The organism is Cellulophaga baltica 18, assembly GCF_000468615.2.
Taxonomy (GTDB): Bacteria; Bacteroidota; Bacteroidia; order Flavobacteriales; family Flavobacteriaceae; genus Cellulophaga; species Cellulophaga baltica.
Genome location: NZ_CP009976.1, coordinates 2,100,166 through 2,114,434, shown reverse-complemented (window position 1 = coordinate 2,114,434; position 14,269 = coordinate 2,100,166). Strand labels below are relative to the sequence as shown.

The 14,269-nt window shown below is 34.7% G+C and carries 12 protein-coding genes; 5 read left to right on the top strand and 7 right to left on the bottom strand.

The features are described from left to right. The first annotated feature begins 5 nt into the window (after positions 1-5). The 4 genes from M666_RS09055 to M666_RS09045 all read left to right on the top strand — a co-directional run bounded on the left by M666_RS09055 (position 6) and on the right by M666_RS09045 (position 3,645). On the top strand, positions 6-236 hold the full coding sequence (locus M666_RS09055; protein WP_025615763.1) for a hypothetical protein: 231 nt from the start codon (positions 6-8) through the stop codon (positions 234-236). A 65-nt stretch (positions 237-301) separates the two neighbouring features. Next, the gene (locus tag M666_RS09050; protein WP_029446970.1) at positions 302-1,798 is read left to right on the top strand and encodes a M20/M25/M40 family metallo-hydrolase; all 1,497 of its coding nucleotides are present in this window, start codon (positions 302-304) and stop codon (positions 1,796-1,798) included. A 105-nt stretch (positions 1,799-1,903) separates the two neighbouring features. Then, a complete protein-coding gene (locus M666_RS20540) occupies positions 1,904-2,044 on the top strand; it encodes a hypothetical protein (protein WP_173399846.1) in 141 nt (46 codons plus the stop codon). A gap of 179 nt (positions 2,045-2,223) precedes the next feature. Next, complete coding sequence (locus tag M666_RS09045) at positions 2,224-3,645, top strand: hypothetical protein (protein WP_029446971.1); 1,422 nt, start codon at positions 2,224-2,226, stop codon at positions 3,643-3,645. Here M666_RS09045 and M666_RS09040 read toward each other — a convergent pair. The 4 genes from M666_RS09040 to M666_RS09025 all read right to left on the bottom strand — a co-directional run bounded on the left by M666_RS09040 (position 3,642) and on the right by M666_RS09025 (position 11,276). Further along, positions 3,642-4,310: a uracil-DNA glycosylase family protein gene (locus M666_RS09040; RefSeq protein ID WP_034660242.1), complete on the bottom strand. Its 669-nt coding sequence runs from the start codon at positions 4,308-4,310 to the stop codon at positions 3,642-3,644. The two genes, M666_RS09045 and M666_RS09040, sit on opposite strands and share 4 nt — an antisense overlap. After that, the gene (locus M666_RS09035) at positions 4,307-4,951 is read right to left on the bottom strand and encodes a hypothetical protein (RefSeq protein ID WP_029446973.1); all 645 of its coding nucleotides are present in this window, start codon (positions 4,949-4,951) and stop codon (positions 4,307-4,309) included. Before M666_RS09035 ends, M666_RS09040 begins: the two co-directional genes overlap by 4 nt. Positions 4,952-5,145: 194 nt before the next feature. Continuing rightward, positions 5,146-7,692 (bottom strand): phosphoenolpyruvate carboxylase, encoded by a 2,547-nt coding sequence (locus tag M666_RS09030; RefSeq protein WP_029446974.1) that lies wholly within the window; start codon positions 7,690-7,692, stop codon positions 5,146-5,148. A 131-nt stretch (positions 7,693-7,823) separates the two neighbouring features. After that, positions 7,824-11,276, bottom strand: coding sequence for a pyruvate carboxylase (locus M666_RS09025; protein WP_029446975.1), 3,453 nt, complete (start codon positions 11,274-11,276; stop codon positions 7,824-7,826). Between the two features lie 289 nt (positions 11,277-11,565). Between M666_RS09025 and M666_RS20230 the strand changes: the two genes are divergently transcribed. After that, complete coding sequence (locus M666_RS20230; protein WP_074539262.1) at positions 11,566-11,694, top strand: 30S ribosomal protein THX; 129 nt, start codon at positions 11,566-11,568, stop codon at positions 11,692-11,694. Positions 11,695-11,742: 48 nt separating this feature from the next. Here the strand turns inward: M666_RS20230 and yaaA are convergent, their stop codons facing one another. The 3 genes from yaaA to M666_RS09005 all read right to left on the bottom strand — a co-directional run bounded on the left by yaaA (position 11,743) and on the right by M666_RS09005 (position 14,255). Continuing rightward, entirely contained in the window at positions 11,743-12,504 is a 762-nt protein-coding gene (yaaA, locus tag M666_RS09015) for a peroxide stress protein YaaA (RefSeq protein WP_029446976.1), read from the bottom strand. A 116-nt stretch (positions 12,505-12,620) separates the two neighbouring features. Next, positions 12,621-13,664, bottom strand: coding sequence for an RluA family pseudouridine synthase (locus M666_RS09010; RefSeq protein ID WP_151198041.1), 1,044 nt, complete (start codon positions 13,662-13,664; stop codon positions 12,621-12,623). A 3-nt stretch (positions 13,665-13,667) separates the two neighbouring features. After that, positions 13,668-14,255 (bottom strand): PASTA domain-containing protein, encoded by a 588-nt coding sequence (locus M666_RS09005; RefSeq protein WP_024481593.1) that lies wholly within the window; start codon positions 14,253-14,255, stop codon positions 13,668-13,670. Positions 14,256-14,269: the final 14 nt, after the last annotated feature.

The window sequence follows — 14,269 nt, the reverse complement described above, 5'->3', positions numbered from 1 at the left end:
ATAGCATGAAAGAATTTTTAAACAGCTGGAAGCTAATCTTATTAGCATGTTTTACATTAGGTTTAGCTCCGTTTTTTCCAGAACCACATCTCTGGGGTAAATTAAAATGGATTGCTGGCGGAGCTACAGGAATGAATTTTCAGGACTGGTTTGATGTACTCTTACACGGTTTTCCTTTTTTACTTTTACTACGATTAATGGTGGTGAAGCTATGGAAGAAACAGGACGTTAAATAAAGCTGTTTTCTGATATAAAATCGATACATTTAATCTTACTTTTCAATAGAAATCAAAATTAGAGAATGAAGAAGATTATAATTTGCCTTTTAGCTATGGCAAGTGTAGCAATCAACGCGCAAGAAAAAGCCCAATTAGAATCACAAATTAGACATAGCATTGATGAAATCAGAGATTTTGTTTCCATCCCTAATAATGCTAGTGATCACGCAGACATCAATAGAAACTTAACTTGGCTAACGAAAAAATTTACCGAAAGAGGGTTCAATACATCTGTACTACCCACTTCAGGAGAATCTTTATTTTTTGCGACGCTTCCCATCATAGATGGCAAGCCAACAATTCTTTTCTACATGCATTTTGACGGGCAGCCTGTAGATGCCTCTAAATGGGATCAAAAAAACCCCTATCAAGTGGTCTTAAAATCTCCAGAGGGCGATACGTTTAAAAATGAATTATTTGAAGATTTAAATACTGATTTAAATGAGGAGTGGCGTTTATTTGGTAGATCTACTTCAGATGACAAAGGTCCGATTGTTCTGTTACTAAACGCTTTTGATTTGTTAAAAAAGAACAATGCGACCCTTCCTTTTAATGTCAAAATTATTTTAGATAGCGAAGAAGAAAACGGCAGTAAGCCACTTCCTAATGCCGTCAAAGAATATAGAGAATTATTAGAGGCCGACTTTTTGGTTATTAATGATGGTCCCGTTCACAGTTCTGGAAAACCTACAATTGTTTATGGTTGTAGAGGAATAACAACAATGAGCCTTACTACATACGGTCCTATAAAACCTCAACATAGCGGGCATTATGGCAACTACGCTCCTAACCCAGGTTTTCAGCTTTCAGAATTATTAGCAAGTATGAAAGACAAAGATGGTAAGGTTACTATAGATGGGTATTATGATGGCATTACCATTAATGAAGAAACCATGGCTATTCTAAAAAATGTTCCTGATGATGCTGCAAACATCAATAAAAATTTACAAATAAAAGCTCCTGAAAAAGTAGGCTCTTTTTATCAAGAGGCATTACAATATCCATCCTTAAACATTAGAGGCTTGTCTTCTGGATGGGTGGGTGAAGAAGCCAGAACAATTATACCTGAGAGTGCTACGGCAGAATTAGATTTGCGTCTTGTTCCGGAGTCTGACGGAACTCGATTAAAATCTCTCGTAAAAAAACATATTGAAGCACAAGGGTATTTTGTAACCACGAAGGAACCTACAACAGAAGAACGCCTTAAACATGACCGTGTTATTAAAATTACAGAAAGTGGTGTTACCGATGCATTTAGAACAGACCTCAACAATACCTATGGTAACTTCATTCTAAATACATTACAAAAACAATTTCAAGAAGACGTGGTTCAAATACGTATTATGGGTGGTACCGTACCTATAGCCCCTTTTATTAATGAATTAAAAATTCCTGCATTTATTGTTCCTATGGTCAACCCAGACAACAATCAGCATAGCCCTAATGAAAATTTAAAAATAAGTCAGATAGGTTACGGTATTTGTACTTTTTACAGCTTGTTATCAACTCCGTTAGAATAGTTATACACTAGTTTAACAAGGCACTAACAAAGCTTTACAATAGTCTTAACGGAGAGTTACTATCCCTTTTTATAACTTGTAGTTGAACATAAAAAAGAAAAAACTATGGGAATTATAGATGATAAGAGACTTAAAAGAAAAGTAGAACAAACCAATCCGACAAACCCTACTGGGAACACAAATCAAACTACTAACACGTTTGATATTGAAAAGGACACTATAAAAGATCAGCAAAACAAAAAATAATAGTTGTTTAGTTTGTTTTCAAAAGCCCCAAATTCAATTTTGAATTTGGGGCTTTTTTTATGCGAGCCTTACAAAGGCTATTACAAATATCCCGAAAGTATCACAGTAAGTTTAACTCGGTGTGATTTTATTACCGAATAGGTTCACTTCATTTGTATAAACCTAAAAAGTTCAGAAAAATGAAAAAAATCTATTTAATTACAAGTATGATTCTCGCCTTAGCATTTACTAGTTGCGATGACGATGATGACAATCAAGAAGTACAAATAATCCCAGCAGCTGGAACTATTGCTGGTGGCCCTTTTACCTTTTGCGTAGATGGTGTTGCAGATATGGTAAGCGGTATTACTATAGACGATTCCAATGCTATAGGTGCAAATAGCACATGGGTTATTACAGATGACCAAGGAAACATCTTAGGATTGCCACCTACATTGACTGATGTAGAAGGTGTGAATTTTGACGATGCTGGAGCCGGAGTATGTTTTATCTGGTATCTACGTTTCGAAGATGGTTTAGTAGGCGCAGAAGTAGGAATGAACACGGCTAATTTAGATGGAACATTTGACCTTTCTAATTCTATACAAGTGACTAGAAATAAAACAAATGCAGGAGTATTAACTGGTGGACCTTATGAATTTACTGTAGACGGTACACCGGATATGGTTACCGGATTAAGTTTAGATAGCAGTGATGCTAGTGGTAGTAATAGCACCTATGTAATTACAGATGCAGATGGAAATATCTTAGGAATGCCTCCTACCTTAGAAGCTGTAGAAGGTGTTGATTTTGATGGCGCTGGCGCTGGTGTATGCTTAATTTGGTATTTACGTTACGAAGATGGTTTAGTAGGTGCAGAAGTAGGCATGAACGCAAATGATCTAGATGGCTGTTTTAGTCTTTCAAATTCAGTTACAGTAACTAGATTACAAGGAGCTAATGCAGGGACAATTGCAGGAGGTCCTTATGATTTTTGTATTGATGGAACTGCTGATATGGTTTCAGGAATTTCTTTAGATAGTGCAAATACTTCTGGTGACAATAGTACTTGGGTAATTACGGATGATCAAGGAAATATCTTGGGATTACCACCAACATTAGATGCTGTTGAAGGTGTAGATTTTGACGGAGCTGGTGCTGGCGTTTGCTTAATATGGTACTTACGTTACAATGGTACTATTACCGGAGCTGAAGTAGGGATGAATGCAAATGATTTAGCAGGAGATTATGACCTTTCTAACGCGTTAACTGTAACAAGGAGCAAAACTGAAGCAGGAGTACTTTCTGGCGGTCCTTATAACTTTACTATTGACGGGACATCAGATTTTGTATCTGGGATTACTCTAGATAATACGAATGTTAGCGGATCATTAAGTACTTATGTGATTACAGATGCAGATGGAAATATCTTAGGAATGCCTCCTACTTTAGAAGCTGTGGAAGGTGTAGATTTTGATGGCGCAGGAGTTGGCGTATGTTTAATCTGGTATTTACGTTATGAAGACGGATTAACAGGTGCCGAAGTAGGGATGAATGCAAATGACCTAGCAGGTTGTTTTGATTTGTCAAATGCTATTACCGTAAACAGAACAATGCCTTAAATATCGTTTTTTAAAAATTGTCTATACTGTAAAACCCGGAAATCAATAGTATTGAATTCCGGGTTTTTACTTTTCATCATTTTATAAGCATCCAAACCACCCACAGCTCTATTGGCTGCTCCAGAAGGCGCTGTCAAGGATACTGTTTTTATATACCTATCCCCTAATTGAAATTGATGGATGCGAGGTACAATATCAGATAAAACTTCAAACTGAATGTTTTGCTCTTTTAAATGCTTTCTAAAAAAATATTCTGGTCCATTTTTACTATTACCTCCTGTAAATAATAAAGTATTTATAGTAGGGTATTGTTTTAGATACCCAATAACATTTCGCAATTGTATGTTTTGCATTCCTAAATCAGAAGCATCAACCTTAACACGTTCTGCACTTGCAACAATATCACAAATACCAATTTTTTCACGTTTTAAAAACTCCTTTCGTTGTATTACTGCAGCATCAGAGGTTTCAAATAACAAATCCAAATCAAAAATTCGATTTATAATAGGCCATAATTGTCCGTCTCTACTTCCGTAACAAAAATTTACATCTCCTTCTTTTAAATCTCCCGTGGTAAATCTTGGCGGCGGTAAAGTGCCTACAATTAATTTTGTGGCTTCTGGAAATAGAAAAGGTGTGTAGGGATGCGTATGAAGGAATATCATGTAATACTATTTAATAGTTCTTTCGCTGTTTTAAACACAGACTTGTGCTGTTTATAATTTGGCCTTGACATACCTTCTGATTCCATCAAAATTTCGCTTAACAGCAATTTAGCTTCTGATTTTTTCATATTTCGCATATAAAACCTAGACAATTCTAAGCGTTCAAAATAATTAGAATAAGGTGCATCGAACTGAGCAAACAACATTTCGGCTTCGTTGATGTTCCCTAGTTTTTCGATGGATAGACTATAATAGTATAAACCTTCTGACTTTCTAAATTTACTATCCTCCTTAATTCTTTGGGCGTAGGATTTGGCTTGCTCATAATCCCCTAACAAGTAATTTGTTTTTATTAATTTTAAAATTACATAATAATCGTTGACAAAAACATCCTTTAATGACCCCTCATAATTCTCTGCTGCTTTCTCATACATTTCATGATCTAAATACGCATCAGCAAGGGCTACTTGATTTTTAAATGTATTTGAAAATTTAAACTTCTTTTCTAAATCCGTAATCCTCTTTGTTGGATTAATAACCGAAGTCAATCCTTCCTGAACTACATCTAAATCTCTCTTTGTAAACACATTCAAAATTAGATACGACAAAGCCCCAAAGATTGGAAGAAAAATTATTGCCATAATCCAGTAATACGAATTGCGGTTTGTATAACAATGGTAAACACAGAAGATCTGCAAAGCGATACCTAAAAAATAGAACATTCTTTAACCCAATTAAGTTATTGACTATTGCCTAAATTATATAATTTTTGACAAAAAAACCTGTATCCCTTTAAAGAATACAGGTTTTTATATGAAACTATAATTTGTGATTTTTATGCTGAATTACGACTCGCATTAATATTACCATAAAGCGAACGCGTTACTATCTTTTCATACAATTCTTTCATTGGAGAATCTTCTCCAATTTTCTGTAAAGCATACTGCTGAATAACCAATAATGGTAATACGATATTCTCACGTATTTTAATAGACTCTCTTGAAAGTGCTTCTTGCTCCATAAGAATTTCCATTCCCGAAATTTCTAAAAGCATTTCTTTGGATAAGTCATACTCATTTTTCAAAATTATCCAGAAATCGCCATACTCTTCATCATCTCTCATGTAGGCTGTTAATTCAAAATAACATTTGGATAAAGCCATCATACTATTAGACATTAAAGCTCTAAAAACAGGTACTTTTTCATACAAGTTTTTCACCTCCTCCATTTTGCCTTTGTCTTTCATGGTTTTAATAGCAGTACCTAAACCAAAATATCCTGGAACGTTTTGCTTTAACTGACTCCATGAACCTACAAAAGAAATGGCTCTAAGATCCGAAAGCTCTAATTTTGCTTTATTACCACGTTTCCCTGGTCTACTACCAATATTAGCTTTAGTATAATATTTAAGCGTACTCATATTCTCTAAGTACGGCATAAATTTATCATGATGTTTAAGCGCATCATACTTCTCAAAACTCAATTCAGAGAGTTGCTCTATTAACGTTCTTTGATTTTCAGTAATGACGTTTTCATCACCATAAAAACTATTAGACAAACCTGCTGTTAAAAGCTGCTCGCAATTATAAACAAACTGCTCTTTAGTACCATAGGTACTGGTAATAGTTTGTCCTTGAATAGTTAATTGTATTTCATTATTCGCAATGTCTTTCGTCTGCGCTGCGTAAAAACGATGTGTTTTTCCTCCTCCACGCGCTGGGGGGCCACCACGACCGTCAAAGAAAATTGCTTTGATATTATTCTTAGCACAAACACCAGACAAACTTTCTTTAGTCTTTAAGATAGACCAGTTGGCTTTTAAATAGCCCCCATCTTTAGTACCATCAGAAAAACCTAACATCATCGTTTGTTTTTCTGAACGTTGTCTTACGTGTGCCATATAGTCCGGCATATCAAATAACTGTTGCATGATAGCTTCAGAATCTTCCATACCTTTCATGGTTTCAAAAAGTGGAACAATATCAAAAGATATTTCTTTCGCATTCCAACCACACCATCTAAACAATGCAAATACAAATAACACAGAAAATATATCTTCAGAATTACTTATAATATATCGGTTACACCCTTCTTCTCCATTCTTTTCTTGAATAGATTTTAGTTGTAAAATATTCTTAATTGTTTCTTGAGTAATTTCCTCATTGTAATCGAAGACCTTTAAACTAAGCTTTTCATTCAATAGAATATCAATTAATTCTTTTTCTGAAAGCTCATCTAAACTCTCTTTAATTAAACCATTTCTAGTTAAGATTTCTGTAATTACTTTAACATGCATGCTATGATCTTGACGAATATCAAGCGTAGCAAAATGCGTTTTAAAGATTTTTACTTTATCAATGAAATAATCTAATTCTTCTAAATATAAAGAATGATATCTTTCTACTAACACCGCTCTTATCTGCGTTAATGGCCCTATAATATCCTGATATCCAACCTGCTTTTCTGGGTTAAACATTGCCGTATACAAATTAGCTCTAAGCTTGTTTATATCTTCCTGGAGTCCGCTAAACGTAAGTTTCTGCTGTAGTTTCTTCAGATCATTATAATAACATTTCATCAAGGTTATGCGCAATTCATCTGCCACATCATTAGTAATATCTGCTGTAACAAATGGATTACCATCACGATCGCCCCCAGGCCAGAACCCTAGTTTCATGATATTGTAATTTTCAAACTCAGCGTTATTAATATTACTTTTTAAATAAGCGTAAAGCTCCCCTACAGCATCATAATATACATTACGTAAAATGTAAATAATATTTTTGGCTTCATCTAAAGGTGTTGGCTTCTTAGAGTTAATTAAAGACGTAAGCCCTAACTGCTGTAAGGTAACATCTATATCATCTATTTTATCTCCTAAAATAAGAGTTCTTAATTCTGCAATAATATCTAAAACCGCAGGAGTATAGAACTGTGTTGGGTGTGCGGTTAATACTAAACGTGCACTAAAATTAGACAGATGGTCTGATATTTTATCCCAGCTTTTATTCTTGTCTACAAGTTCAAAATAATCTTTAATCGCTAAATTATTGCTATGCTTATATATTTTTGGAAATGCAGCATCTTCTACACTATCATATAAAACTACTTGGCGTTCTACATACTGAATAATGCGAAACATAAAATCAATACGCTCTTTCTCTGAATCTATGGCCATAAAATTCTCAAAGAAAGCTTCTAAAATTTCTTTAGGATTTTGTCCCGATTTTAATCCCTTTTGACATTGGTCTAACATCAACGGAATAACCATACCCACATTTTCTATATTTCGGTATGGTAAGTTTAAAAACAAACTGTTGTAAACATTAAACTTATTGTTTACCGACTTCTTAAATTCTTCTAACCGCTGTACTTGTTTCATATTTTATAGCTAACTAAACGTAAAATTCTTTTTATTCTATAGTTGAAATCTGATGGTATACCTAAGCGTCAGACTCAAAAATTCCCCTTAGCTAAAGTAGCTAAAGGGAAGTATACTTTTTACTTAATTTTTTATTTTAACGTTACTACCAAATCATCAGAATTAACCAATGAACCTCCTGATAAATGAACGCTTTCTACCACGCCTTCCTCTGTTGCAGTAACGGTCGTTTCCATTTTCATGGCTTCGATGACAAACAAAGGTTGGTTTCGCTTTATTTCTTGTCCTTTCTTTACCAAAACAGTAGATAATAAACCTTGCAAAGGTGCACCAATTTGCTTGTCATTAGCCCCATCTGCCTTAGTATTTTCTATTTTAGTAACTTTTACAGCGGTATCTTTAATGACTACATTACGCAACTGCCCATTTACTTTAAAATAGATACTTACATTCCCAGATTCGTCTGGCTCTCCTTTTAACATTAATGAGATAAGGACATTCTTACCACGATCTAACTCTACCATAATCTCTTCTCCTATTTCCATACCGTAGAAGAAATTTTTGGTAGGTATATTCATTACATTACCATATTTTACATGGTTATTGTAGGCATCTGTAAATACCTTTGGATACAATTTATAAGATAAGAAATCTGTGATCTCAAGATCTCTACCCATTCCTTTTTTAAACTTTCGTTTAAAAGATTTAAACTCTTTATCAAAATCTATAGGTTCTAAATGCGCATTAGGTCTTTCGGTATATGGAATTTCATCTTTTAGGATAATTTTCTGTAATGCTTCTGGGAAGCCTCCAACAGGTTGCCCTAAGTCTCCTCTAAAGAAACTTTTTACAGATTCTGGAAATGAAATATCCTCTCCTTTCGTCAATACATCATCAACCGTTAGACTATTACTAATCATATATTGCGCCATATCGCCCACCACTTTAGAGCTCGGCGTCACTTTTATAACATCGCCAAAAAGTTGATTAACTTCTCCGTACATTTTAGTAATCTCTGGGAATTTATCTTCCAAACCTAAAGCAATAGCTTGCCCTTTTAAGTTAGAGTATTGCCCCCCAGGAATTTCATGGTTATACACCTCTCCTGTTCCAGATTTTAATCCAGATTCAAACGTATAATAATAATTACGAACCGTTTCCCAGTAATTAGAATACGCTGCTAATTTTGCCGTATTCATATTATTCGCTCTTTCTGTAAAACGAAGCATCTCTACTACCGAATTAAAATTGGGCTGTGAAGTTAATCCAGACAAACCTCCTAGAGCTACATCGACCACATCTACACCTGCTTCTATTGCTTTTAAATACATAGCAGCTTGCGTAGAAGACGTATCGTGTGTATGTAAATGAATTGGTATATTAATTTCTGATTTTAATGCGGAAATTAATTCATAAGCGGCATACGGTTTTAACAAACCGGCCATATCTTTCACTCCCAATATATGAGCACCAGCATTTTCAATATCTTTAGCTAACTGAACATAATACTTCAGATCATATTTGGTTTTAGAGGCATCTAAAATATCGCCCGTATAACAAATAGACCCTTCTGCTAAACCACCCGTTTTTGTTCGCACATGCTCTATACAAGGCGCAATAGATTTCATCCAGTTTAGAGAATCAAATATTCTAAAAACATCTACACCTGTTTCCCATGATTGTTCAACAAATTTTTCTATTAAATTGTCTGGATATGCGGTATACCCAACACCGTTTGATCCTCTTATTAGCATTTGCAATAATATATTTGGCATTGCTTTACGCAAGCTAGCCAAACGCTCCCATGGGTTTTCTTGCAAAAAGCGTAAGCACACATCAAAAGTAGCACCACCCCAAACTTCCATACTGAAAATCTCAGGGTTATTTTTAGCATACCCTTCTGCAACTTTCATCATATCTATCGTACGCATACGGGTTGCCAACAAACTTTGGTGGGCATCACGCATGGTGGTATCGGTAAAATGAACTTTCTTTTCATTCTTTAACCACTCAGAGAATTTCTCAGGTCCCAGCTCCGTAAGTAGATCTTTAGTTCCTTTTGGATACGGATCAAATTTAGGAAAGGCAGGAACTATAGGTTTTGAAAATACATGCTTAGGATCTTTCTTTTTTACATCAGGATTTCCATTAACGATAACATCACCCAAAAAGTGCACTAATTTATTTGCCCGATCACGAGGTTCCACAAATTCAAAAAGCTTAGGTTCATTTTTTATAAAATTTACCGTAACATCACCATCTCTAAAAGTTTGATGTTTTAAAATATTGTCCAAGAAAGCCATATTGGTTTTCACACCACGAATACGGAATTCTGCCAAGGCTCTACGCATTTTTCTACAAGAACCATCAAGTGTTCTACTAATGGCCGATACTTTAACCAACATAGAATCAAAAAATGGAGAAATAACCACCCCTTGATATACACTACCTGCATCTAACCGAATTCCCAAACCAGAAGCACTACGGTAGGTAGTTACGACCCCGTAATCTGGTTTAAAATCGTTCGCAGGATCTTCTGTCGTGATTCTACATTGCAACGCATATCCCGTTACTTTTACAGATTCCTGACTTTCTATTTTTATTTGTTGATCTGATAATTTATAACCGCCAGCAATAAAGATTTGTGTTTTAATCAAATCAATATTAGTAATCATTTCTGTTACCGTATGCTCTACTTGAACTCTTGGGTTTACTTCAATAAAATAAATGCTTCCATCATCGTCTACCAAAAACTCAACGGTACCAATGTTATTATAGTTTACCGCCTTACAAATATTAATAGCGTGGATGTACAAGCTATTTAGCGTTTCTTGAGGCAACCCAAAAGAAGGTGCAAACTCAATTACTTTTTGGTAGCGACGTTGTACAGAGCAATCACGTTCATATAAATGCACTATATTCCCATGTAAATCGGCAACAATTTGTATTTCTATATGCTTTGGATTTTCTACAAACTTCTCTAAGAAAACGGTATCATCACCAAAAGCATTTAAAGATTCTCTTCGAGCCTCAGGGAAACCTTTTCTTAGTTCTTCTTCTGTCCGGATAACTCGCATTCCGCGGCCACCACCACCAGAAGCAGCTTTTAGCATCACTGGATACCCAATACGCTCTGCCTCAGACAAAGCAACAGACACTTCAACTAAATCTTCAGTACTACTTTGTATGACCGGAATATGATTAGCTACAGCTACTTCCTTCGCTGTAATTTTATCTCCTAGCGCTTTTAAAACAGACACTTTAGGACCTATGAAAATAATTCCATTATCCTCACAAGCTTGCGCAAATTTTGCATTTTCAGATAAGAATCCATACCCAGGGTGTATGGCATCAATATCATTATCTTTTGCCACTTTTATTATGGCTTCTATATCTAAGTAAGGTTTTAAAGGTTCGTTCTCTTCTCCAATTTGATAGCATTCATCTGCCTTATATCTGTGTAAAGAGTACCGATCTTCATAGGTGTAAATCCCAACTGTTTTTATGCCTATCTCTACACAAGCTCTAAAAATACGAATTGCTATTTCTCCCCTATTTGCTACTAAAACCTTTTTGATTTCCATGTAATTCTCTGTGGTTAGTTTTTTTTTATAAAAATGTTGTTAATCTTTACGATGTACAAACATCGTAAAGTTACATTTTTTGAATACGCATCACAATTAATCTAATGCATTTAATTAACCCTTTTTATTGCAATTTGTCAGCAATTTAAGCAAGGAAAACGAAATCTATTAGGTAAATTAACTTTTGAAACAAATTTTAAATAATTACTTACAAAACTCTACCAAAGAGAAGCGTACCTTGCATTTTTATAGTACTATTGAAAGTTGTAATTTTAAGAAAAAGAAAAACATGGGAAAAGGAGATAAAAAATCTAGAAAAGGAAAGATCGCTAACAATTCTTTTGGCGCCAGAAGACCTAAAAAAATTAAAAGAAGACCAACCGTTGAAGAAAAAATTGCCATAAAAAAGAAAAAGTAACTACAGCCGTAGTTACTTTTTCTTTATTTTAAACTCAGACCTTGATAATTAGCGAATAAATACAGGCTGATTTTCTTTTAAAGTATGCTCTTTACTAAACAGATATCCATCTAAATTAAAGCCTCTTAAGTCTTCAAGAGAATTAACTTTCTCATCTACGATATACCGCACCATAACACCTCTTGCTTTTTTAGCATAGAAGCTTATTATTTTTAATTTATCGTTTTTCCAGTCTTTAAATATTGGTGCAATTACAGGCACCTTTAAATTCTTCTCATCTACGGCACTGAAATATTCGTTGCTCGCTAAGTTTACAAACAACTCCCCTTCTTCCAATTCGGAATTTAAAGATGCTGTGATGTCTTTCTTCCAAAACTCATACAAGTTTTTGGCACTCCCAACTTTCATGCTGGTTCCCATTTCTAATCGGTATGCTTGCATTAAATCTAGGGGTTTTAAAACACCATACAAACCAGATAAAATACGAAGCTGGTTTTGCAACTCGGCTATTTTAGTTTCTTTTAAACTATACGCATCCAATCCTTGGTATACATCACCACTAAAAGCAAATACTGCAGGGCGTGCATTTTCTGGAGTAAAAGGCAATGAAAAATTCTGATTTCGGTCCCAATTCAATTGTGCCAATTTATCTGAAATATGCATTAAGTCTGATAAATCTTTGGGTTTCTTCTTTTTTAAAACTGAATTTAGTTTTTTTGATTGCTCTAGAAATACAGGGCTAGTATATGCTGCCGTAGGTAATTCTGTTTCAAAATCTAAAGATTTTGCAGGAGAGATTACTATTTTCATCTGATGCTTTTTAGTAGTTCACTAGTTATACGATATCTTCTTCGCAAAATTAAAGAAGATATCTAGTATAAATTTCATCTTTCGAGATAGGTTTTCAATAGCTGTATTACAAAAATCTATCCTTGAGGATTCTCTGCGCTATGCTTGGCATAAGCTCTCCATTTCTCTATGCAATTAGCCATATCGGCTGGTATTTCAGAATCAAATCGCATAAATTCTTTGGTAACAGGGTGTACAAAACCTAAGGTTTTTGCATGCAAAGCCTGCCGTGGTAATATTTTAAAGGCATTATCTACAAACTGCTTATATTTTGTAAATGTTGTTCCTTTTAATATTTTCTCACCGCCGTAACGTGCATCATTGAATAAAGTATGACCTATATGCTTTAAGTGTACCCGTATTTGGTGTGTTCTACCTGTCTCTAATTTGCAAGAAATTAAGGTTAAATATCCTAGGCGTTCTATGACCTTAAAATGAGTAACTGCGTCTTTACCTTGTTCTCCGTCAGGAAAAACAGCCATTTGTAAGCGGTTCTGCGGATGCCTTCCTACATGCCCTTCTATAGTTCCTTCATCTTCTTCAATATTACCCCAAACTAACGCCACATACTCACGCTCACTTGTTTTATCAAAAAACTGTTTTGATAAGAAAGTCATCGCTTCATCTGTCTTAGCAATCACTAAAAGTCCGGAAGTATCTTTATCTATTCTATGCACTAATCCTGGACGTTCATTACTATTTACGGCAAGATCTTTTGTATGATGCAATAACGCATTAATAAGGGTCCCAGAGTAATTACCGTGACCAGGATGCACTACCATTCCAGGTTCTTTATTTACCACCATCAATACATCATCCTCATAAACAATATTTATAGGAATATCTTCTGGCACTAATAAAAATTCATGCGGAGGATGCTCAAAAAGAACTCTAACTTCATCCCCTGCTTTTACACGATAATTTTGTTTTACTTGAATATCATTAACCCAAATATGTCCATTTCTTGCTGCTTGCTGAATTTTATTTCGAACCGCATTTTCTATGAAGTTCATTAAAAATTTATCTACACGCAGCGGCTCTTGCCCCTTGGATGCAATTACCTTATGGTGCTCAAAAAGTTCATCTTTTTCTAACTCCGAGCGCTCTTCTGGTTCCATCATATATTATTCTGAATCTGATTTTATTTGATTGCTTTGGCTTTCATTACCATTACCACAAACCAGTTCTATTTTTGAAGTTTTAGGAAGTTTGTATCCTTCCTCTATATATTTTCCTTTGTACTTGATACGGTACACCATATCTTTTCCAAACTCATCAATGTAAGTTACCCTTTGCACATCTAACCCTACAGCTCTAAGTTTTGCCGTAGCATTACGCAAGGTAACCTGGATGATACTTGGCACACTAACCTTCTTGTATCCAGAAGGATTTACCGTTACATAAATTTTTCTACTCTGCTTTACTTTATTTCCCGCAGGAGGATTTTGCTCAATAACAGAAAATCTAGGATAATCTGGATTGTAATTCGCAGAATCTAATACCTCAAAACGTAAATCTGCATCTTCTACCACTTTACGCATTTGCGTTACAGACAATTTTGCCAAATCTGGTACCTCTACAAATTCTCCGTGATTGGTAGAACTTTTTAACCATTGTAGCATTCCAAATATAAAAAGGACTATAACTAAAAGTGCCAATCCTAATTGTATTAAAAAAACTTTACTTTTCAGAAAGTTTAAAAAATTTCTCATCTTATTATGTATTG

Bases quoted from the DNA above. Each gene is read 5' to 3' on its own strand.
- M666_RS09055 (WP_025615763.1), top strand. From the start codon at position 6: ATGAAAGAATTTTTAAACAGCTGGAAGCTAATCTTATTAGCATGTTTT.
- M666_RS09050 (WP_029446970.1), top strand. From the start codon at position 302: ATGAAGAAGATTATAATTTGCCTTTTAGCTATGGCAAGTGTAGCAATC.
- M666_RS20540 (WP_173399846.1), top strand. From the start codon at position 1,904: ATGGGAATTATAGATGATAAGAGACTTAAAAGAAAAGTAGAACAAACC.
- M666_RS09045 (WP_029446971.1), top strand. From the start codon at position 2,224: ATGAAAAAAATCTATTTAATTACAAGTATGATTCTCGCCTTAGCATTT.
- M666_RS09040 (WP_034660242.1), bottom strand. From the start codon at position 4,310: ATGATATTCCTTCATACGCATCCCTACACACCTTTTCTATTTCCAGAA.
- M666_RS09035 (WP_029446973.1), bottom strand. From the start codon at position 4,951: ATGGCAATAATTTTTCTTCCAATCTTTGGGGCTTTGTCGTATCTAATT.
- M666_RS09030 (WP_029446974.1), bottom strand. From the start codon at position 7,692: ATGAAACAAGTACAGCGGTTAGAAGAATTTAAGAAGTCGGTAAACAAT.
- M666_RS09025 (WP_029446975.1), bottom strand. From the start codon at position 11,276: ATGGAAATCAAAAAGGTTTTAGTAGCAAATAGGGGAGAAATAGCAATT.
- M666_RS20230 (WP_074539262.1), top strand. From the start codon at position 11,566: ATGGGAAAAGGAGATAAAAAATCTAGAAAAGGAAAGATCGCTAACAAT.
- yaaA (WP_029446976.1), bottom strand. From the start codon at position 12,504: ATGAAAATAGTAATCTCTCCTGCAAAATCTTTAGATTTTGAAACAGAA.
- M666_RS09010 (WP_151198041.1), bottom strand. From the start codon at position 13,664: ATGATGGAACCAGAAGAGCGCTCGGAGTTAGAAAAAGATGAACTTTTT.
- M666_RS09005 (WP_024481593.1), bottom strand. From the start codon at position 14,255: ATGAGAAATTTTTTAAACTTTCTGAAAAGTAAAGTTTTTTTAATACAA.